Below are 20,291 nucleotides of genomic sequence, written 5' to 3'. Positions count from 1 at the left end.
ATTTCCTGTCGGAAACAATCAAAAAGCAACGAGTCGAAGCTCAACCCAAATCTACCAGCAGTACTAATCAGGAGAAATCAATGACTATCGTCGCAATTGTGTATTCATCCGGACGAGGTCACACCCGGACTGTTGCGGAGCATGTCAGGCGAGGCTCGGAAATGGTTGAGGGAACATGTGCCGAACTCATCGAGATCGTGCCCGCTCAGATTGATAGTGATGGCAGGTGGCGTGACGACGATGTGATGAACCGGCTAGCGGCGGCTGACGCCATAGTCTTCGGTGCGCCCACCTATATGGGATCCGCCCATGGTTTGTTCAAGCTGTTCCTCGAGGCTGGCATCGTGCCTTGGCGCAGCCAGGAGTGGAAAGACAAGATCGCAGCCGGGTTCACAAACTCTGGAGCGCGCTCCGGCGACAAGCTCGTAACGCTGCAGCAGATGTCGATCTTCGCGGCGCAAATGGGAATGATGTGGGTAAGCGCCGGGGATTTGCCTGGTGGCAACTATACCGATGGCGGTTTCACCGACGTGAACGTCAACGGATCATGGCTAGGCCTGATGACTCAAAGCTTGAATGATGGCACGGCGGAGAATGCTCCGCACTCAGGCGACAGGCTTAGCGCGGAGCGCTTTGGACGTAGGGTGGCGCGAGCGACGGCACGTTGGACGGTCGGTGCGGAACGGTTTCCTCCCCTGCGGATCGACGCACAAGAGAACCGGCGGCGGAATCGCGCTGGGATCGACGAATGGCGCCAATTTGACGACTGACCTCATCCTCAACCGGTGGGACCAGATAAATGTCGAGGAAGGGTCTCAGCCCTTCCTCGATTCATCACGTACCGGACCTACCTATCAACCGGTTTGAGAACGACACGGTAGATATCTGCTGGGACGTTTCGGCCACTGCAGCGGCCCTTAAAACCTTAGCGTGCGATTGTTTCCGAGTTCTGTGAGCTCCCAAGTTGATGCCCGCGCGACACACGCGGGCATCATTTACTGGTTCACTTGACCTTGAAGCGTCCCATGATCGAACTGACCCGGCTATTGGCGTCCAGCAACTGGCGCGTATTGAGCTCGGTGGCGTGACCGCTTTGCACCAGCTCTTCGACCATGTGGCGGATCTGCACCATGCTGCGGTTGATCTCCTCGGTCACCGCGCTCTGTTGTTCGGCGGCAGTGGCGATCTGGGTGCTGAGGCTGTTGATGTGGCTGACCGAACCGGCCATTTCGTCCAATCCTGCGTTGACGCGTGCCGTCGCATCGGCGGCGGACTGACAGCTGGTCTGGGTATTTTCCATCGCCGCCACCGAAGAACTGACGCCCTGGGTCAGACGGCTGAGCATCTCGTTGATCTCCGAGGTGCTGGCCTGGGTACGGGCGGCGAGGGCGCGCACTTCATCGGCGACCACTGCAAAGCCTCGACCTTGTTCACCGGCGCGTGCCGCTTCAATCGCTGCGTTGAGCGCCAGCAGGTTGGTTTGTCCGGCAATGGCGCCGATCACTCCAAGGATTTCGGTGATGCGCTGGGCGTCCTGCTGCATGCTTTCGACTTTATGGGTGGCGCTGGCCACTTCGCCGATCAATGCGCTCACGCTGCTTGAGGCTTCGCCCACCACCACCCGCGAACGGTCGGCGTGTTCATTGGCGCGCTGGGTAAACGCGGCGGTTTGTGCAGCGTTCTCGGCGACGCTGTCGGCGGTCGAACTCATCTCGGTGATGGCGGTGACGGTCTGGTCGGTCTCCGAGGCATGACGCTGCAGGATCTGGTTGGTGTGTGCCGAGGTCTGTTGCAGTTTGTCCAGGCTTGAGGCCATGGCGCCCGTGGCCTGGGTGACTTCGCCGATCATGTTTTGCAGGTAGGCGATGAAGGTATTGACCGAATGACCGATCGCGCCCAGCTCATCCTCGGCGCGAATGGTGATGCGCCGGGTCAGGTCGGCGTCGCCGGTGGACAGCGCGTCAATGTTGGCTTTCAAGGCTTTCATGCGCTGGATCAGTTGGCGGATCGCATAGATTTGCAGCAGCACCAGCAGCAAGACCATCGGGATCTGCAACAGGCTCAAGGTGCTCAGCACATCGTCGCGTTGAGCAGTAATCAGTTTGGTCGGCAGGGCGGTGGCGAGGAACCACGGCGTGCCTTCGATCGGACGCATGAAGAAGGTGTTCGCCACGCCTTGATTGTCGAACTCGACGCGCTGCAGCGAAGCGTCACGGCGCTCAAGTGCGGTTTTGATCTGCGCGGCAAAAGGCGAGTTGCTTGCCAGTTCACTGATGTTTTTCAGGACAATCGGGCTATTGATGCGTGAGCTGTTGCTGATGATCTTGCCGTCGGCTTCGACGATCAGCATTTCGGCGCCGAGGTCTTTTTCCTTGCGCGCTACCAGATCATTGAAGAAGCCCAGCGTGACGTCAATGGTCGCGACCCCGTACGGCACGCCATTGCGCGCAATCGCCATGGCGCAGTTGGTACGCGGTTCTGCACTGGCATCGTCCTTGTAGGCGGCGGCCCAGGCGCATTGACCACGCGGCGTCTGCATGCCGCCCTTGTACCAGGACTGGTCGTAATAGTTGGGCGCAGCGTCGCTGTTCCAGAACGTGTTGACGGCCAGTTTGCCCGACGCATCCCGGTGCCAGAAAGTACTGAATTTGTTGCGTCCGGCTTCGCGCTGGCCAGGCAATGGCCAGATCCCTCCACCAAACACCTTCAGCTCACCGTACTGATCCACCAGGCCAGGCAGCACGGTGTCGATGGCCGCGCTGTCGAGCAGGGGGATGGTTTGGGTGATGCTGCGTTGTTGCGCTTGAACCTTGTTCAGTTCGCCCTGGATCTGATCGGCCACTTCGGCAATACGGTTCAGGGCCACCTGTTCTTCCGTGTGCCGAAGTTTCGGCGCGACCAACTGGCTGATGCCCGCCACCGTCAAGGCGAATAACAACAGGATGAACAGCACCAGAAACAGAGTGTAACGGGCTTGAATGGTACGGAATGCGGGCATTGAACCTGTCCTTCTGTGGCGTGCTAAGCGCTCTTGTTGATTTATTGCGGCGTTTAGCAGCTATCGGCCTGCGGCAGACGAACTTTAGTACCATGGTCCCAAAACAGGCTTTTTACGGACGACCGGTTAGTCACGGGCGCGAGACACTTACGCTTCCGTTCCGGGCTGGCGACGTGGTTTTGTTGGGACGCTTTTAAATCGGATTCAGTGACGGTCCGATTGTTAAACAATGGTTTCAAATCAATGAATTCAAGGGTTTGGTGGTTTGTATCCGAATTGTACAAAAATTGTAAAAAGCTGAAATATTTGTAGGTGGAGGGGCGCTGGCACATTGATACTTGCGCGCAATTCCATCGGTTGAATAAGGACTTTTTATGCTCGCCTTACAAGGATGTCTGCACACAGGGGCACTGTCATGACGATCGGTTATGTCGGTGGCTGGACCAGTAAGGCCGGATTACTGATTCGCGAGGGCGGAACGAGTGGCAGCAAACCCGTACCGCAGAGCGTCAAGGTCAAGCAGATGCTCGCACTGGTGGGCAACGACCCATTGGCGCTGAACACCGCGAAAATGAACGAGCAGAAGCTCTACAAGAATTTCAAGGGATTCGACCCCGAGACGGTCACGGTCAAACAGCTCGGCAACATCAGCGCCTTTTTGCGCGATCGGGGTTTGATCAGCGATGTGACGGCCCTGACGCTGCTCAACGCTGGCGACAAGTTCGATCGCTTTGGGGTGCCGAAAAACCTGGACGAAAAATTCAATGCGCTGGAGTACTTCGCGACGCAGCTGGATACCATCCAGAACAACAACCTCAAAGGCAACAAGTACGCCAATCATCTGATCCCCGAGTACAAGAAGGCGATCTACGTACTGCAGAACCTGAAGACTTATGGCATGGGCAATGGCACTGCCGTTCCGAACACCAAGGGTGTCAACGGCAAAGCCTGATCTTCAAGCGCAACAGGCCCGTCGGCAACGACATGAACGGGCCTGCCGATGCTGGTCATAAGTATCTACACATCTTGCTCTTCCAGCTCTTGTAGCAGCTGCCGAGCCTGCGAGGCTGCGTTCGAGGACGAAGTCCTCGCATATCCTGCACACGCGGTTTGCCTGAACGAAGGTGTTGCCTGATTTTACGACCGCTCTGCGGCCGAACGCAGCCTCGCGGGCTCGACAGCTGCTACGGGGGTGGCCCTGTAATTGGCTGTTTGATCGTTCTCATGCGCCGCAAAAGAATGCCTCTAGGGACGCGGAGCGTCACGGGCTCGACAGCTGCTACGGACATAGTCCTTCACCGTATTTCAAAGTTGTGTAAATACCTATGCGATGCCGGTGTTATCGATCGAGCATCTGCATGACGGCTTGCGGGTAACGCGCCCCGAGCACCGCATCATCCGGAAAAATCGCCTCCAGCGCCGACAAATCTTCCTGACTTAATACAACGTCCAGCGCCGCGATATTCTCCTCCAGATACTTGCGTTGCTTGGTGCCCGGAATCGGGATCAGGTAATCGCCTTGCGCCAATACCCAGGCCAGCGCCAGCTGCCCTGCGCTCACGCCTTTATCCGCCGCCAGCGTTTGCACTTGCTGGACCAACTGTAAATTCCTGTTGAAGTTGTCGCCCTGAAAACGTGGGCTGAAGCGTCGGTAATCGTCCGCTGCAAAGTCATCGGGACTTTTCAGGGCGCCGGTCAGAAAGCCTCGGCCGAGGGGGCTGTACGGCACAAAGGCAATCCCCAGGCGCTGGCAGGTGGCCAGGCAATCGTTGTGCTCCTGATCGCGACTCCACAGCGAGTATTCACTTTGCAGCGCGCTGATCGGGTGAACCTTGTGCGCTCGCTCAAGGGTTTTCGCTGAGGCCTCGCTCAAACCGAGATAGCGCACCTTACCGGCCTGGACCAGTTCGGCCATGGCACCTACGGTTTCTTCGATGGCCACGTCCGGATCGACGCGATGCTGGTAATACAAGTCCAGGGTTTCTATGCCCAGGCGTTTCAGCGTGCCATCGATGGCGGCACGGATGTAGTCCGGTCGGCCGTTGACCCCGCGCGCGGTCGGGTTGAGCGGGTCACGCACAATGCCGAATTTGCTCGCAAGAAACACCTGATCGCGCTTGCCGACCATGGCTTTGCCGATCAGCTCTTCGTTGGTGTGGGGGCCGTATATATCAGCGGTATCGAGAAAATTGATGCCCAGTTCCATTGCACGATGCAATGTCGCCAGTGCCTCAGAGGTATCGCCGCCGGTGGTGTAGAAGTCGGTCATGCCCATGCAGCCCAGACCGATCGCAGAAACCTGAGGGCCGTTTTTGCCCAATTGACGAGTGTGCATGGTGTCGCTCCTTTTTTGATGTGGGCCCATTGTTACGCTCGACAAAAACAAGATAAACCGGCTAAAAGCGCTATCACTATTTGTAATTTCTAAATAATCATCGGATGGCCAAGGGCAATGGACCGATTTAATGCCATGCGAGTGTTCACTCGCATTGTCGAGCTGGAAGGGTTTGCCAGGGCCGCTGACAGCCTGCAAATGCCCCGTGCCTCGGTCACTATCCTGATCAAGCAGCTTGAGGCGTATCTGGGTGTCCAGCTGTTGCAGCGCACCACGCGGCACGTCAGTCCAACCGCCGATGGCGCGGCGTATTACCAACGTTGCGTGCGCCTTCTGGCTGATCTGGATGAGGCGGAGGTGGCGTTTTCCAGCTCCCGGCAAAACCCGCGCGGTCTATTACGCATCGATATGCCTGCCGGCATCGGTCGTTTGCTGGTGATCCCGGCCTTGCCGGAATTTACCCGCCGTTACCCGCTGATCGAATTGGAAATTGGCTTGAACGATCGTCCGGTCGACCTGATTCGCGAGGGCGTCGATTGTGTGCTGCGCGGTGGTTCGTTTCTGGATGAGTCGCTGGTGGCACGACCTCTGGCGATGCTCGATCAGGTCACCTGCGCCAGTCCCGAATACCTGCAACGCCAGGGCACGCCGCGTTGCCTGGAAGATCTTGCGGGGCACCGGATGGTCGAGTATTTCTCCAGCACCACCGGCAAGCGTTTCGGTCTGGAGTTTGAAATCGATGGGCACGTGCGCCTGGTGGATTTGCCCAAACAGGTGGCGGTCAACAGCGCCGATGGTTACCTGGCCTCTTGTGAAGCGGGTTATGGCCTGGTTCAAACGCCGTACTACCACGTCGCTCGGCAGTTGCGTGAGGGCAGTTTGTGCGAAGTGTTGGAGCATCTGCCGCCGCCAGGAATGCCCCTGACGGCGCTCTATCCCCCGCACCGCCAGTTGTCTCTGCGGGTGCGGGTGTTTGTCGATTGGCTGGTGCAGCTCTGCGCTCAGCCGGGTAACGGACTGGTGCGCAGAGATTCAGGCAACTGAGTGTGTTGTCGCCGACTCGGTATCGGCTAACCGAGTGCGAGGAGTGTTTGACCGCTTGAGGAGTAAAGCGTCATGCAGTTGTTGCATGTGCGGGCAGTAAAAACTGACTGGCCGCTGTCTTGCGCCGCGATGAAACAACGCATACCAGCCAGACGCTGCGGGTGCGGGCATCAGGCCGGTAAATACGAAGTCGATGGCGCAGAGCGCTTGCAGGTTTCGTGGAAAATGCCGCGACAGATCAAGCTTGATCGAGACCATCCAGTGCCTGGGTAGCTGTCCCAGTTGCAGCAGTGTGCTTTTGTTCAACTGGCAAAGGACGACCTCCACACGCTCGTGATGCTGGCTTATCTGAATGGGATAAGGCCGTTGCGATGGCGAGTCACGTTGGCTGCCGAATGCTGCAGACAGTTGTCCCATGAGGGTGGCACAGGCCTGCGGCCATTCCAGTTGCGGTAACGGACGCGCATGCCCTTTGACCATTTGATAGCCAATGACAACGCTTTCCTTGTAGCGCTCACCAAAGGGTGAGGGGACATAGTCGGGAAGCAGTCCAATGCTTTGGAAACCGAGTCTTTGCGCCATCCGCTGAGTGTAGGGATGATGGGTGACCTGTTTGATCGAGACGCTCTTGAGTCCGAGTCGACTCGCACGTCGCAGCAGTTCACGCCCCAATCGGCTGGCGATACCTTTTCCCTGGACTGCCGGGTGCACAAGGCTCAAGGCAAATTCTGCGTGATCCCGACCCTGTGGGTCTCGGCAGAGTGCAGCGTGGCCAACAATCCGATCATTGATCACGGCCAGCATTGAATACCATTGGTGGTCGGCGTTGTGTTGGCCAATCATCGACGGCAGATAGACATCGGGCTGTACATAATTTTCCCCGTACACCTGACGAAACAACGCACTGACCGCTGCAGAGTCCGCTTGCTTGAAGCGTCGAAGTCTTACTGTGCTCATGGAGTGGGCTCCCGCTGAGGGGCGCCATACACACGCAGGTCAACGATCCGGCGCTGTTTTCCAGAGCGCGGATGCAGCAGCAGTGCGCTTGCCGAGCAAGGTCTGACCACACATTCAAGCTGACCATTGCCGATCATCTGGTTGATTTCCGGGTACTGAGCGAGCAGCGCTGCGTGAATGGCCAGGGTCTTGGTTTCTATTGAACTTGCGCCTTGGGCAGGTACCCACATCAGGCTCATTCGATCCTTGACCCCGACACTTTCGAGCACTAACTGCCATTGCCAGCAATCGGCCAGACGTTGAAGGATCTCGGCCATTTCTTCCTGAAACAATGATGCAACGCCGATGCGGATACGGTTGCTTTGCTCGCTACGCCCGAGCAAGGCGAACTTGCGTTTTGGGGTGCCGCTCGGCTCGCGCCAACAGGCACGATCACCGACCGGATAACGCAGCAGCGGCATCAATTTTCGGGTCAGGTTGGTGATGATCAATTGACCTGGACGGTTACACGTGTCGATGACTTCATGAGTGTGTTCATCGACAATTTCCACCACCGTCTGTTCATCGAATACTCGATGTTCTCCCATCTCGCAATCCCGGGTGCTGGCGCCTACCAGTCCTGCGTCGACACAGGCGTAGCCTATGGACACAGTGCGTGCATTGGGAAAGACCTGCGCCAGCAACGGCAATTGTGCGGCAAACAGACTTTCGCCGCCGTAGAGCACGGTCGTTACCTGTGGCAGGACGCATTGTTGCTCGATCAGGTAGGCGGCAAAGCGCAGCAGTTGTGCCGGCACGCCAGCGAGGACATTGATCCGGTGCTCGGTAATGGCTGCGGTAAGCGTTGCGCCATCGACTTCGCCGGCAAACGGAAACTCACAGATGGCAGGGGTCACATGGGCCAATGAGTCATGGATGAACAGAAAACTGGCATAAAGGTCACCGGCAAAGAACAGATTGGCGACCCGGTCACCGTCGCAGAGCTGCCCCGAGAGGGAGTGACCGAAGTGCGTCACCATGCTCTGCCATTCAGCGCGCGTGTACGCGACCAGTTTTTCCTGGCCGGTTGAACCGCCGGTTTTATAGATCAGGGCGTTTTCGGTTTTACCGGTCAGTACTGACCAGGTGTCCAAGTTATGACTGCCATTCCAATACTCCGAGGCAATAGTCAACGGTAAGTCGTCGAGAGTGCAGGGATGTTCCGGCAGGTGTTTGAAGTGTGTTTTGTAATAGCGTGAGTGCTTTATTGAATACGACAGCAACGCTTCAAGTGAATAGCTAATATTCATTGGTCTGTACTCTTTATCATTTATGAATGTGATTTTTGTTGTGCTATTAGTGAGTCGGGAAGTTCTTCCGCAGATCAATGATCAAGGGGATTTTGCCGCTGTGCCTGTTGCGTTCGAAACGGTGTGCAGAGCACCGCTGAACTTCAAGTTCCAGCAAACAATTATTCACGGCCATTGAAATAACGGGGATCTCCAGCAAACGTTGCCGAAGGGTGTGCGGATCGTGTTCTGCGCGCACCAGCAAGCGTTCGTTTCCGTTCGAGTCGTAATCAAGGACCAGCTGTAGTTGAGTGGCGGCTTTTTCTTCCAGATCGCGGGTCGAGACAAAATACGAGGCGACCCGCAGCAGTCGGCCGTGTCTTCCATGCAGTTCAAATCGAGGCGTGTCGAGGCCGCACGGGCAGGCCCCCGGCACCCAACGCCCACAGTCCCCGACCTCGTAACGGTTGATCGTCTGACCTTCGCGTGCCCGCGAGGTAAAGAGCAAACGACCGACTTCGCCGGGTTCGACGGGAACGTCGTGCTCGACATTGACGATTTCAAGCCATTGGATGTCGCTCATCAGGTGAAATACGCCATCTACGGTCGCAGGGCACGCATGACCGAGAGGGCCGGCGTCGACAGAACCGTAGAGTGCGGAGCGAATCGTCGAGACCCCGCAACTCGCCATTAGCCGTCGGCTGGCATCGCCAGGATGTTCACCGCCCATAAAGACTTTATGGACCCCGCCATAGGCCTTGAGGCGATCCTGCTCATTGAAAAACAGGCGCTGCAACGTGCTGGGCATGCCAATCAGCGTGTTGATGCGCTGGCTCACGATCAGTTGGGCTATTTCACTGAAATCGTCGTCGTTGGGGCCACCCATGGGGAAGTGCGTGACACCCATCTGTTCGAGGATGCTGGAGAAACTGAACAGCCCGCCATAAAGGCTGCCGCCGTAGAACAGGTTCATCACGCGATCCTGGCCTGGGGTCAGCCCCATGGCGAACATGCCATCAGCCGCCGCGCGCATTTGCCGGTTAAAGTCTCGATAGCTGAAGCCTGCCAAGGCCGGAACCCCGCTGCTGCCACCTGAGCGGAAAAACAGTTGGGCTTCGGGCGCTAAAGGTTGCGCGATGAAATCCGCCTTGCTCATCACCGCACAGGTGTTCAAGCCTGCAGGCGCGCAAGGGCGCTGGTCCAGTGTCGCGCGGTTGGCCAATAGCTGCGTTGGCAAGGTTACCGAGGTCCTGCGGGTCATGCGTGACAGGGCGTAAACGCCGTCATGGGGTTCGCCCGCATAGCCCTCATGAATCAGCTCGGGCGGTGTGATTCGATTGACCCCGGCACTCAGCAGTTTCCTGACCAAACCTGGCGTTTGCGCGGGTGTGCTGATCAGCGCGCAGCTTTGCAGAAACGCCCGCCACGGCAGCAACGATTCGGCAACCAAAGCGTGTGGCATTGGCCGTAACAACAGCGTACGAAACAACGGTGAAGGCGCCAGTTTGCGATGGTGCTCCCAAATGACCCGCCATCCCTCACCGGACCAGACGTGCCCCGTTTGATCGGCAAAGCTCTGATCGAGTTGCGCGAAGGCCACCCGGGTGGTGATCTCCGAGGCTTCCTGAGGTGTGGGAGCTAACGCTGGCCAGCGCTTCGCGCGGCGTTCAAAGGCGTGGGCGAGTTGTTCGCCGATTGCGTGCAGCGTTTGCGGGTCAGCACTGTCAACCAGCAGCCACTGCGGACTGGAGCAGGCTTGTTGGTCCAGTCGGCAAACCTCATCGACCAGGATATCCAGCGCTTCAGGCGACAGCGCTTCAGGGGACACGTAGGCAAAACTGATCTTGTGTCCCCAGTCGATCCAGCGACAACCGCTGGGAATCTGCTGGCGAATGGCGCTGAGCGCGGCTTCGCCACCCCATGCGCTGACGCCATCGGCGTGAGCGCATAGAAGACCAATATCAGCGATGTCTACCGGTAGTACGGCAATGCAGTTGACCAGCAACCCGCCAGAGTCACAGTCGAGCAATGCCGCCAGTAATTGCGCGCTCAGGCCATTGTCACTGGAGCTTGGGCGCAGCCAGTTGACGTTGCCCACCAACAGGCTTTCCAGTACCGCGCAGAACCCCAGCAATGGAGCGTTGGCAGGCGTGATATGCACCACAAGCCCTAACGGGTGCCAGTTTTCAAAAGGTTGTTGGTCGTAGGCGATACGCCGCAGCGATTGCGGTTGTACGCCCAACTCTCGTTCCAGTTTGGTGCTCAGTGTGCTGCGTTGGCAGAACGCGATGAGTTCCTGGCGTTGTCCCTCATCGAGTTCAAGGTTGTGCTGACGGGTCAGCAGTTTCTGCGCGAAAAGCTCCGCGCATTCAAGGACGCTTTCGCTGGTCGGTGGTTGCTCCAGTTGTTGCGCCAATCCTGGCAGCAGCCGGTCGAGGGCGGCTGTTGGTGTGAGGGTGTCGTGCAGTTGGCCGTTGATCAGGTACATATCAAGCTCTCCCTATCAGTTCGGAGGCGGCCATCGCACAACTGCGACTGGCGCTGGTTCCGGCGCGGCCATGCAGCTCGAACCAGTCGGTGGCCAGGCCACAGCCGCAGGTTGCAGCGGGGTGCAGGGTTGCCAGGTCACTCATGACCACGGAGTGCGCCGGGCTTGATGAAATGTAGGGGGAGACCAACTGCAACAGACCGCTGTTGCCGTAAGGTTGAACGGCGAAATCGGTCGGGTTACGTATAAACACCTTCGAATAAACCGGGACATGAAAGTGGTGGTTGGCGCATTCGATATAGGGCACCGCATGCTCGACAGCGCCGTACCCGTCGCGACAACGACTGACGTCTATCCCCAACTGCTGCGAAATGCTGGAGTAAAGCTGTTGCCTGGAGACTTCCTCGCTCGCTCGGGTTTTCCAGCCACCGCCAAGGAACACCAGCGAATCGGGATGCAGCTCAAGCGTTGGCGCCTCAAGGTCTTTCATTCTTTGCAAGGCCTGCCAGAGAAACGCCGGAAAGCCAAAAATACGCACGGGCAAACCCTCATTGGCAAACTGGCGCAGGGCTTCGATCACGCCGAATACATCGAATTCGTGGCTGCTGCCGGTGGCGCGCAGCGCGTAGACAGTCCGGTTGATCGGCGCGTATTGGCACAGGAATTGGTCGGTATAGGACGTTCCCAGGCTGATTGCGCCCACAGGTTCGTAACTCAGCAACAGGTAGTTGCACGGGGTGTGGCTGTTCCAGTGGTAATGCTCGAAGATCCTGCTCACCATGTTCTGCGCTGCCGTCAGGCTTCGTACGTCATAACGCATGCGGCTTTTCTGGCCGCTGGTACCTGAAGAAGTCAGCTCCAGGGCATCTTGCCCGGTGGGGCTCAGCAGCAGACGTTGCTTGAAGTAGTTGGCGTACAGCGGCGGCAATCGCGCCCAGTCGTCCAGCTCACCCAGCGCTTGGGCACTCAAACCATTGGCGCCCAGCCAATGTTCATAACCTGGCGTGTGATGGCAATGAAAGAGGCTGATTTCGCGCATCGAGTTGTCGAATAACCCTGGCGGAACAGAGTCCAGGCAATAGGGCCGTGGCAATGCACACAAGGCATCGGTGTAGGGTAGATGAATCATCAAAAGTCCTTTTTTGATTGAGTTATTTATAGAGAGAGCGCGGGCCTGGTCGCAGGCAAAAACCAGCGCAATGGCACCAGTGCCAGAAGTCCTGAGATACCGATTGTCAGAGCGAAGTAACCCAGGTCCTCGCCAGCGCCCAGTGCGGCGATCACTGAGCCTGCGCCGGCCATTAGCGCGATGGAAATCATCCCCACCATGGCCGAGACCAATCCTTTGCTATCGTCACTGGTGAACAGCGCCGCGCGGTACAGTGCTGCATTGCTCATGCCGAGACCTATGCCGTAAAGCATCAGGCCACTGACCAGAACCGGGATCGAAAGAGAAAACCGACTGGCGATGATGAGTAGCACCAGGCCCGCACAGAATGGCCAGAGCGCACATTGGATCAAGCCTTCCAGAGTGGTTCTGGAAATCATCAGGTTCAGCAGCAGATTGCCGATGATGACGGCGCTGAAGACCGGGATCTGCCACAGCCCGTACTCAAGAACGGACAACCCTTGTCCCTGAATCAACAGAAGGGGTGACAGACCGATCCAGGCGATCAGTGGCAAACTCATCAGCCCCAGCGCGACACTGGCGCAGATGAATCGACGGTTCTTGAGCAGGGCGATGTACCGAAGGGCTAACGTATGCAGCCTGAATGGCGTGGGGGTTAGCCGTGTACCGTCCTGACGCAGGGCGCCGATGGTTTCCGGCATGACCCAATAAAGCACGAGCCACACCGCGGAGCCGCAGACGCCAAGCATGAGAAAAAGCTCACGCCAGGACATCCATTTCAGCATCAGGCTCCCCACCAGAGGGCCGAGGAGCGGAGAGAGCAGGGCGACATTACCCAGCACGGCCATGATCCGAACCGCATCGGCTTCACAAAACACTTCCTGAAGCGCCGGGTAACTGACGGCGATGACAAACCCCAATCCCATGCCCTGAAGCAGGCGCAACAGGTTGAATGCAAAAATACCCTGCACCCAGACGGTCATGACGCAGGTCACGGCGAAGGCCGCGCAGCCAATCAAGAGTACTTTTCGGCGTCCGAAACAATCCGCGAGCGGGCCAATCAGCCACTGCAAAAGAACACCGCCCAGCAAGTACAGATTGAAGGCTGACGGAATATGCTTTGTACTGGCATTCAGGTCTTCGGTCACCGTCAACATGGCGGGCATTATCATGTCGCTGGCCATATAGGTCAGCAGTTCAAAGAGTGTAATCGCCAGGCAGAAGCCTAGCGCCTGGAAAGTTCTGATTTTTATGATGGGCTTGAGCATAAAGTTCCAAAGTTTGTGTGGTGACTTATATGAAAGTTCTATATTTAAGTTGAGAGTAGTTCGGAATGAAAATAAGCCAAGTTAAATTATTGATTTATTGAGAGTAATAGTTGTCGTGTTATTTCGAGATTCTGTATCGGGTAGTAGTGTGGTTTATGGTGAGGGCGTTAACTTACAGAGTCACGTGTAAAGCCCAGGTACGAAAAAGCCCGCACTCAGTGGCGGGCTTTTATCTTGATGTTATAAGTAGTGGTCAAATAGTGAGGATGTGGGAGCACTTAATGATGTGGACGCCCCCTGAATAAAGGTCAACGGCGGTAGTAACCATCATGGTAGTAGCGGTGGTCGCCATGCCAGCCACCTCCGCGTGGGAAACATACGCAACCGCTCAGGGTCAGGACAATCAGCAGGGGAATCAGCAGTGTGATTCGACGGAACATTTCTCAATCCTCATCGTTTGAACCGCATGAAGCCAAAATGCTTCATGGGCTGTAACATGAGACCCCGCATGCTGCCGCTCATCCCCGAAGAAGCGTATGAGCTTGGCATGCATCAGGATACAAACCGGATACACATTTTCAGGTTCAGGAACCCGCAATGACCCAGTCGCAACGTTTGAAATATTCGATTCTGATCTCCCTTGTCGTGCTGGGGATCATGGTTGGTCTGTCCTACATGCAGAACGCCGGAATGATCAGCGAGAAGCTGTTCCAGTACATCGCCATTGGCGTTGCGGTGATCGTGGTGGTGATCAATGGCGTGATGCGTCGCAAGGTCAAACCTTAAGCCACGCGCCAGCGCTTTATTGATTGCCGTAGAGCACGGCAGCCGCTTGCGGGTGCAGGCTGTAGCTCTTGTCCTCGTTCAAGACAATCAGGCCTTCGCTGCACAGTCGCTTCAACACTTCGCGAACGCTGAGAAAGGACAGGGGAATGCCCAGGTCCAGCAAGTGGCTGTGCACGCCGCGCACTCCCAGCGGGCGATCGTTCTCGGTGGCGGTCAGTAGCGCGTCGATCACTTTCAGGCGAATCAGGCTGGTGCGCAGGCCGAAGCTTTTGAGCAGTTGCCGGATGCGCTCATTGTTGTGGCGCTCGGTGTTTTTGGCGAACGCGCCGGTGTCCAGGTTCAGCGAACCGTTTGGTGCAGGGGTGCCATCCGTTGGCAGTTGCGAGTTGTACATGCAAAAACTCCTTTTCAGAGCCTGATCAGGAAAAAGTGATGGGTGCTCTCATTGATTAATGACGAATGAGCTGAGCAAATCATGAAGGCTCGTATGTAGAAAATTTGTCGGAACCACGTCAGCGCAAGGTGAGATGCCCGGTTTTGCCGGGGCGTGGAGGATTAAATTTATTTCACAATCGCTCGCCGGTTACTCGCCCTTGATCAGTCAGGCCGGGCAACCGCTGGGCCAGCGTAGGTTGCCCCAAAAGATCGCAGCCTGCGGCAGCTCCTACGGATTTACATACGGCTGCGATCCTGGTGATCCTGCACGCGCCGAAGTAGGCATTAGGCCGCGCCCTTCAGCGTTTTACTGGTTGTTGCGCGAGTGAGTTCAGCACTGTAGTTGCTGTGTATTTGAATGCATGCAGCGGATGGGCATTACGCCATTGCTCGAACGCCTGACGCTCGGCCACGGTGCAGTCACTGGCGTGCAGACGCATGCACCAATGAGCCGCCGCGTCTGTGATGGCGCCGTATTCAGTTTCCGAGAGAGTTTCTTCGCTCATTGACTCATCCTGATTTCCTGCATTCTAACCTTCGCGGTGAGCTGGCGAGAACAGCCGTCTTGGCGACTACGCATCAACGCAGCGGCTTTTCTTCCACCCATGTTCTGAGTCAGGACATGGGTGAGCATGATCCCCAGCTGGAGTGAAAAAAAGGGTCAATGGCGCCTTTGTTGTTGCGGGCGCTGTTCTCTCGGTGTCAAGGCGTGCTGATATCCAGTTGACGCCCCAGGTGGCTGATAAACAAGGCCACAGAGTCGGCGTTGCCCAATTGTACGGCCAGCCTCACATTTGCATCGTTCATGAATGTTGTGCGGGCTGTCTGGAGGGTCTGTTGCCCGGTCAGCGCCAACACCTGTTTCAGCGCATCGGCAGTATTCTCGTAGGTCGTGCTGCCCAAATCTTCCCAAACGCCGCTGCTGGAATTAAAAATCGTGAAGAGCTGTGCCAAGGGCGATCGGCTCGATAGCGCTTCTTGCTGGAGTTCCCCCAGTTCGCGCTTGAGCAGCTGCGCACGTGGACTGAACGTCCCCAGCAGGTCGACGAAGGGCTTGCAGGAGTCCATGTACGCAATATCTTCGGTGTTACTGACGAGATGCGAGAACTCATGGATCAGCGTTACCGCACGGGCATGGGCGCCGATGGCAAACGAAGGATCCGCCATGTAGTTGCGATAGTGATCGAGCCTGGGGAGAAAGAATTTCTCCAACAGGTAGAGTTTTCGCCCCGCATCGTTCGGGATGGTAAAGGCGAATACACTTTCGGGGTCTTCACGGCTCGTACCCACAACAAAACGCTCGGAATTCACGTTTCTGAGGTCCGGGTCCAATAACGCGCCAAACATATCGCCGATGACTTTTTCAAGCTTCGTCACATGGTCGGGCAGTACCGCCGGCACACCCAGGAAGTCCTTGATCAGTTGATGCACGCGTGTCGTCTGTACCACGCTGGTCTTTACCAACTGGAGATTGCGCTGGCTGTTCCAGACATAAGTGGTCGCCAGATCAAGCGCTTCATCAATCAGCCGAGCCCTGACCGGATAGAGCTGGCGAATCGCGCGCATACCGCTCGCTTCAACGTTCATGGCCGCCCGACGGGTGGTGCGTGTCTCTAGCCGGTTGAGCATTCCGTAGCGCGGGGCGTGTGCCGTTGGGTCGAGAATCCACTGTTTTGAGGTGTTCTGCAGCAGCGTGGGACCCTCGCCGCGATCACTGACAATGCGCCAGGGAGTGCCACGCTTTTCAACGCGATACACCTTGCCTTCGACCGGCGCGTAGTACTTTTTGGTGGTTGGGTGAAGGTAGAGTCCTGACGCCGAGGCAGGCGTGAGTGACTGCAGATTGATGTCGATACTTTCATGACGCTGCAGGCGGGTTCGTTCGGGAGCTGTTATGTCTATGTCCTGCCATTGACGTTTTGTGGTGGGTATTTCCAGCGAAGGTTCGGGCTCGGCCACTGCCGTAGTCGGCGGTGCTTCCATCGATTGACGCAACATCGCCAATTGCGCGATGCCACTGATGAACGCCTTGAGGGCGCTGCCCCATTTGTGTTCTTGAAGGTCCTCGGCAGACGTTTTGATAGCGCGATAGCTATTCCAGACGATGATCGGGTAGGCGAGCTTCCCGCTGAGGAAGGTGAATGCCTGTTCCAGATCTTCGCCGAAGACGCGTTTTATGGTTTGCCATTCACTCTTGGCATCGCTGTCTGACTGAGTGCCAAGCAACCGCGCCAGGACGTTCGTATTATCGTCAAACAACTGACCGAGCAGATTTCCGGTGATCGGATTGGACGCCAGCCTGATATCGCTGGACGCGTTGTGCGTTGAGGCCCACAGGTTCTTATAGGTAGCACGGACGGACGTCGACAGGCATTTGAGCACCCAGTCCTGCAGCGCTCCTGTTGTATTGAGCTCGGCCAACAGGCTGCTTTCACTTTCGTACTCCTTGATCCCGTGGGTGCTGCTATAGGGCGCCAGGAGAACATGCGGACCGTCTTTTCCCGGGCCAGGTCCGATCAGGTAAACCCCGAGTGCCTTGGCCACTTGGGCACCGTGTGTGGCGACCAACTCAAGCGGGCGGATCACTGCATTCGCGCCTGTGAGCGCCGCACGGGCGATGGCGTCCGGCATGTTCATAATCTGCGCAACCAGGTTGAACCCTCTCTCGCTCAGGCGCTCCTGGAGTTTTTCCGAATGGGCGTAATGCAGAAGTTGCCAGGGTAACTGTTTGGCGAACAGGGTTCGGTACGACGCCGCGTTGGCATTGCTCGATGCGAATGCCGTTTCAAGGACTGATTGCTGGAATTCTCCCAGTTTGAGATTGCGTACCAGCTTTTTCACATAGTTTGCGTCCAATCCTGAGGGAAGTGCGGCCTCGGTGAGTGACCTGATCTTCATGATCGGGAGGGCGTCGAGCTCATCAAAATGAGTCAGCGCAAACGTTGTCAGCGTCTGGGTCAGACCTGTGGCGGTCAGTCGCGGGCTGAACTGCAACTCGACGTTGTCCGGATCAACGTCATGCTGTTTGAAGGCGGTCTTGATTTGCTTCTGGAGTTCAGCGTGAGCGGTGCGCGTCAGAGAGGTCAGGTCGCTGAGGTAATCCTTGTCGTCATCGGCATTGGCCAGGTACTGCTGAAGCAGTTCGGCATGCAGTACTTGATCGCCGATGGATGCTTTCGCCAACCATGCCGGTATTTTTTGCTGGGTGATCAAGGACCGGGCAATGCTCATTCCTCTATACAGTCCGTTGATCGGTACGCTCGCTGCAATCAAATCCAGCAGTTTTTTCAGGGTGTTTCCAGGGAGCTTCGAAGCAAGCGCCTGCTCGATCGATGCGCGGTCCAATTGGGCATAGGGCTTTTGCAGATGGTCGAGGAAGTTCTCGTGAACCAGTTGCAAGGGCGCCAGTGTGAACGTCTGGTCTGCCATTCGATCGTAAAGTCCAAGGTTTTCCAGAAGTCCTCTGCGTTCATCCGGATCGAGCAGCCGTCGTTGGAGTTCAGCCTTCAGCGGCGTCAATGAACCGAATGCTTCAAACCCACAGGCCGGGGTCCACAAAATGGCCCGTCCTGAACGATATGGGTCCAGGCCACCGCGCTCCGTGAGCATGAAACAATTGGCCAGGTGCAATAACGTCGTGGCCGTGCCGGCCTTGACCGCCAGTGAAAATACATCGGGCAGAAAACCGTTCAATACCCGGCGCTGCAAGCGTACAGGGCTGTCGAGTACGGTGGTGATAATGGCCTGGTCCACAGCCGACAGCGTGCGGCTCAAGGTCCGCAATTTGACTTCGCTGCGCAAGGCGACAGACAGGGTGTTAGCCAGTTTCGGTGTCAATAGGTTCAGAAACGCTGCGGTGACGGTTTGTACGTCCTCGAAACTCTTTGGTTGTTGTGGCAGAACGAGATTTCTTTCGAACTCCAGATCAAGCGCTGCGCTGATGCTGGAGAGTTGCGCCAACAATTGTTTTGCCGACTCCGCTCGCACGGTGACCGGTTGGCTATTCCACCGCTGATCTGCCCGCGTACTCCAACGGCCGTCGGTGTCGGCGTCGGTGCTCAAAAGACGCTTATCGATCAACGTCCGCACATCCAGAGCGTTATCCAGCAGGACATCCAGAGCAACGGTGCCTTGCGCTTCACGGTAGCGGCTCAAGGTGAACTGTAGATTTTGCGCCTGCTTGGCAAGGATCTCAGTCATCAAGTCCTGAAACACCGGGCCTGATATCGGTACGCCGACAATCTTTCGTTCTTTCTGGTCCAGTGAGAGGAAGGTAGCGCGCTCTTCCAGCGCCAGGAAGTTGAGCAGGTTGTCTTCATGCCCTTTGGTTTTCATCATCGTCAACACGATGTTCTGGATCTGTGACAGGTCGGTGCTGGTCTCAATACCTCGAGACTGGCTGTACAGAAAGGCATTTGTCTGCGGCACGTTGGGGATGCTGATCATCAGGGTGGAGGCCAACTCCACGTAATGTTTGTAGAGGGCAGTGACGCGTATTTTTTCGACCTGGATCGAAGGGCTCGTCGCCAATTGAACGGCAGTGTCTGCGCGGCATACGGCCATCAAGCTCTGGTGTTCTTCAGTGGTTAATATCCCCTGTTGGCGCTTGAGCAAGAGGTCCACACAGTACGTATCACGCAGGTTTTGGGTGAAAAAATCCGCGCGTGAATCCCCGCTGCTCATCGGGCTGTTCCAGAAGGTATCGAGCAAGCTTTGCAGGCGCGGCGTCAAGCTCTGTGCGACTTCCTTCAAAGTCGCTTCCCAGGCCTGATTGTCGTCATTGCTGCTGATGCCATGTGCCGGGTTGGAAAAACGCCTGAAGTCACCTTCCGGCCAGGCGTTGGTCAGGTACAAATGCAGGACCGCGTCACTCAGCGACAGGGAAGACACCATGCGCTGATTGACGCCGCTACCGTCCACGGTGACAGGCACGGCCGTGGTGACAAAGCTGTCCATCCGGGTGTGACGCTGCTCCAGTGCCGGGAAGCGTTTGGTCAGGGCGATAGTCAGTGTCTCGTCGAGCATTGACTGTAGCGTCGGTGTCTTGATGAGTTCGGCCAACATCGTTTTGATGTTGTGTGACTGATTTAGCTCAATGACGCTTTCCTGGTCCTGAAACACTCCACCTTCGACGATCACTGTCGAAATACTCGGCTCGCTGAACGCCTGAAGAGAATGACGTTGTTCGATGGAGAGGTAGCGCAGCAGTTCGTCCTTGCGGGAGGCGTTGCCCAACCATTGCGTGAGTTTACTGTTGAGGTCCTCCAGATCCGCATGTTTAGTGAGACCTCGATAGGGCGTGTAGAGCGTCACTTCTCCCCCCGCAGGCCTGCTCATCAGAAAGGCCCCGGCCAAGGGGATTGCCGTCTTGCCTGGAGGCGTCAGGATCACCCGGTCGACTTGCATGGGATAAGCACCGTCGACACGGGTTGCATGGGTGGGCAGATACACCCGGTTCAACCATTTCAGGTCAGCGGTGGTGAACCCCAGGTTTTTTTCCCTGTCGCCGGGCTCCTTCGCAAAGGAGGCAAGATTGGCTTCATGAAAAAAGTACGGGAGAGGGGGAGCAGTCATAGTGATTCC

General features: G+C 56.8%; 14 protein-coding genes and 1 pseudogene. 4 read left to right on the top strand and 11 right to left on the bottom strand.

The genetic code is table 11. The features are described 5' to 3' along the window. The first annotated feature begins 80 nt into the window (after window positions 1-80). A complete protein-coding gene (locus BK659_RS09370) occupies window positions 81-770 on the top strand; it encodes a flavodoxin family protein (protein ID WP_123424778.1) in 690 nt (229 codons plus the stop codon). A gap of 233 nt (window positions 771-1,003) precedes the next feature. Here BK659_RS09370 and BK659_RS09365 read toward each other — a convergent pair whose 3' ends face one another. After that, on the bottom strand, window positions 1,004-2,998 hold the full coding sequence (locus BK659_RS09365; RefSeq protein WP_123424777.1) for a methyl-accepting chemotaxis protein: 1,995 nt from the start codon (window positions 2,996-2,998) through the stop codon (window positions 1,004-1,006). Between the two features lie 415 nt (window positions 2,999-3,413). Between BK659_RS09365 and BK659_RS09360 the strand changes: the two genes are divergently transcribed. Further along, window positions 3,414-3,950, top strand: coding sequence for a hypothetical protein (locus BK659_RS09360; protein ID WP_123424776.1), 537 nt, complete (start codon window positions 3,414-3,416; stop codon window positions 3,948-3,950). Window positions 3,951-4,337: 387 nt separating this feature from the next. Here BK659_RS09360 and BK659_RS09355 read toward each other — a convergent pair whose 3' ends face one another. Beyond that, window positions 4,338-5,333: an aldo/keto reductase gene (locus BK659_RS09355; RefSeq protein WP_123424775.1), complete on the bottom strand. Its 996-nt coding sequence runs from the start codon at window positions 5,331-5,333 to the stop codon at window positions 4,338-4,340. A gap of 117 nt (window positions 5,334-5,450) precedes the next feature. Here BK659_RS09355 and BK659_RS09350 point away from each other — a divergent pair, with 117 nt between their 5' ends. After that, complete coding sequence (locus tag BK659_RS09350) at window positions 5,451-6,377, top strand: LysR family transcriptional regulator (RefSeq protein ID WP_123424774.1); 927 nt, start codon at window positions 5,451-5,453, stop codon at window positions 6,375-6,377. Here BK659_RS09350 and BK659_RS09345 read toward each other — a convergent pair. The 6 genes from BK659_RS09345 to BK659_RS27955 form a co-directional block, all read right to left on the bottom strand. Next, a complete protein-coding gene (locus BK659_RS09345; RefSeq protein WP_123424773.1) occupies window positions 6,366-7,334 on the bottom strand; it encodes a GNAT family N-acetyltransferase in 969 nt (322 codons plus the stop codon). The genes BK659_RS09350 and BK659_RS09345 overlap by 12 nt on opposite strands. Then, window positions 7,331-8,623, bottom strand: coding sequence for a phenylacetate--CoA ligase family protein (locus BK659_RS09340; protein WP_123424772.1), 1,293 nt, complete (start codon window positions 8,621-8,623; stop codon window positions 7,331-7,333). Before BK659_RS09340 ends, BK659_RS09345 begins: the two co-directional genes overlap by 4 nt. A 46-nt stretch (window positions 8,624-8,669) precedes the next feature. Next, a complete protein-coding gene (locus BK659_RS09335; protein ID WP_123424771.1) occupies window positions 8,670-11,090 on the bottom strand; it encodes an acyl-CoA reductase in 2,421 nt (806 codons plus the stop codon). Between the two features lies 1 nt (window position 11,091). Next, window positions 11,092-12,219: a LuxE/PaaK family acyltransferase gene (locus BK659_RS09330; RefSeq protein WP_123424770.1), complete on the bottom strand. Its 1,128-nt coding sequence runs from the start codon at window positions 12,217-12,219 to the stop codon at window positions 11,092-11,094. Between the two features lie 26 nt (window positions 12,220-12,245). Beyond that, window positions 12,246-13,487, bottom strand: coding sequence for an MFS transporter (locus BK659_RS09325; RefSeq protein ID WP_123424769.1), 1,242 nt, complete (start codon window positions 13,485-13,487; stop codon window positions 12,246-12,248). A gap of 308 nt (window positions 13,488-13,795) precedes the next feature. After that, window positions 13,796-13,927: a hypothetical protein gene (locus BK659_RS27955; RefSeq protein WP_259740232.1), complete on the bottom strand. Its 132-nt coding sequence runs from the start codon at window positions 13,925-13,927 to the stop codon at window positions 13,796-13,798. A 157-nt stretch (window positions 13,928-14,084) separates the two neighbouring features. Between BK659_RS27955 and BK659_RS09320 the strand changes: the two genes are divergently transcribed. Further along, window positions 14,085-14,273: a hypothetical protein gene (locus BK659_RS09320; protein ID WP_123424768.1), complete on the top strand. Its 189-nt coding sequence runs from the start codon at window positions 14,085-14,087 to the stop codon at window positions 14,271-14,273. 16 nt (window positions 14,274-14,289) lie between these two features. On the opposite strand, the gene BK659_RS09315 is transcribed toward BK659_RS09320, so the two are convergent. From BK659_RS09315 to BK659_RS09305, 3 genes and pseudogenes are all read right to left on the bottom strand, one after another. Then, window positions 14,290-14,667: a fe2+ zn2+ uptake regulation protein gene (locus tag BK659_RS09315; RefSeq protein WP_123424767.1), complete on the bottom strand. Its 378-nt coding sequence runs from the start codon at window positions 14,665-14,667 to the stop codon at window positions 14,290-14,292. A gap of 385 nt (window positions 14,668-15,052) precedes the next feature. Further along, window positions 15,053-15,214, bottom strand: a pseudogene (locus BK659_RS09310) (FecR/PupR family sigma factor regulator); the annotation flags it as partial. 196 nt (window positions 15,215-15,410) lie between these two features. Next, on the bottom strand, window positions 15,411-20,282 hold the full coding sequence (locus BK659_RS09305; protein ID WP_123424766.1) for a dermonecrotic toxin domain-containing protein: 4,872 nt from the start codon (window positions 20,280-20,282) through the stop codon (window positions 15,411-15,413). Between the last annotated feature and the right edge of the window lie 9 nt (window positions 20,283-20,291).

Source organism: Pseudomonas brassicacearum (genome assembly GCF_003732225.1).
Taxonomy (GTDB): domain Bacteria; phylum Pseudomonadota; class Gammaproteobacteria; order Pseudomonadales; family Pseudomonadaceae; genus Aquipseudomonas; species Aquipseudomonas brassicacearum_E.
Note: the sequence above shows the minus strand (reverse complement) of the source record. Positions and strands in the feature narration are given on the sequence as shown.

Bases quoted from the DNA above. Each gene is read 5' to 3' on its own strand.
- BK659_RS09350 (WP_123424774.1), top strand. From the start codon at position 5,451: ATGGACCGATTTAATGCCATGCGAGTGTTCACTCGCATTGTCGAGCTG.
- BK659_RS09360 (WP_123424776.1), top strand. From the start codon at position 3,414: ATGACGATCGGTTATGTCGGTGGCTGGACCAGTAAGGCCGGATTACTG.
- BK659_RS09305 (WP_123424766.1), bottom strand. From the start codon at position 20,282: ATGACTGCTCCCCCTCTCCCGTACTTTTTTCATGAAGCCAATCTTGCC.
- BK659_RS09335 (WP_123424771.1), bottom strand. From the start codon at position 11,090: ATGTACCTGATCAACGGCCAACTGCACGACACCCTCACACCAACAGCC.
- BK659_RS09325 (WP_123424769.1), bottom strand. From the start codon at position 13,487: ATGCTCAAGCCCATCATAAAAATCAGAACTTTCCAGGCGCTAGGCTTC.
- BK659_RS09340 (WP_123424772.1), bottom strand. From the start codon at position 8,623: ATGAATATTAGCTATTCACTTGAAGCGTTGCTGTCGTATTCAATAAAG.
- BK659_RS09330 (WP_123424770.1), bottom strand. From the start codon at position 12,219: ATGATTCATCTACCCTACACCGATGCCTTGTGTGCATTGCCACGGCCC.
- BK659_RS09370 (WP_123424778.1), top strand. From the start codon at position 81: ATGACTATCGTCGCAATTGTGTATTCATCCGGACGAGGTCACACCCGG.
- BK659_RS09365 (WP_123424777.1), bottom strand. From the start codon at position 2,998: ATGCCCGCATTCCGTACCATTCAAGCCCGTTACACTCTGTTTCTGGTG.
- BK659_RS27955 (WP_259740232.1), bottom strand. From the start codon at position 13,927: ATGTTCCGTCGAATCACACTGCTGATTCCCCTGCTGATTGTCCTGACC.
- BK659_RS09315 (WP_123424767.1), bottom strand. From the start codon at position 14,667: ATGTACAACTCGCAACTGCCAACGGATGGCACCCCTGCACCAAACGGT.
- BK659_RS09355 (WP_123424775.1), bottom strand. From the start codon at position 5,333: ATGCACACTCGTCAATTGGGCAAAAACGGCCCTCAGGTTTCTGCGATC.
- BK659_RS09345 (WP_123424773.1), bottom strand. From the start codon at position 7,334: ATGAGCACAGTAAGACTTCGACGCTTCAAGCAAGCGGACTCTGCAGCG.
- BK659_RS09320 (WP_123424768.1), top strand. From the start codon at position 14,085: ATGACCCAGTCGCAACGTTTGAAATATTCGATTCTGATCTCCCTTGTC.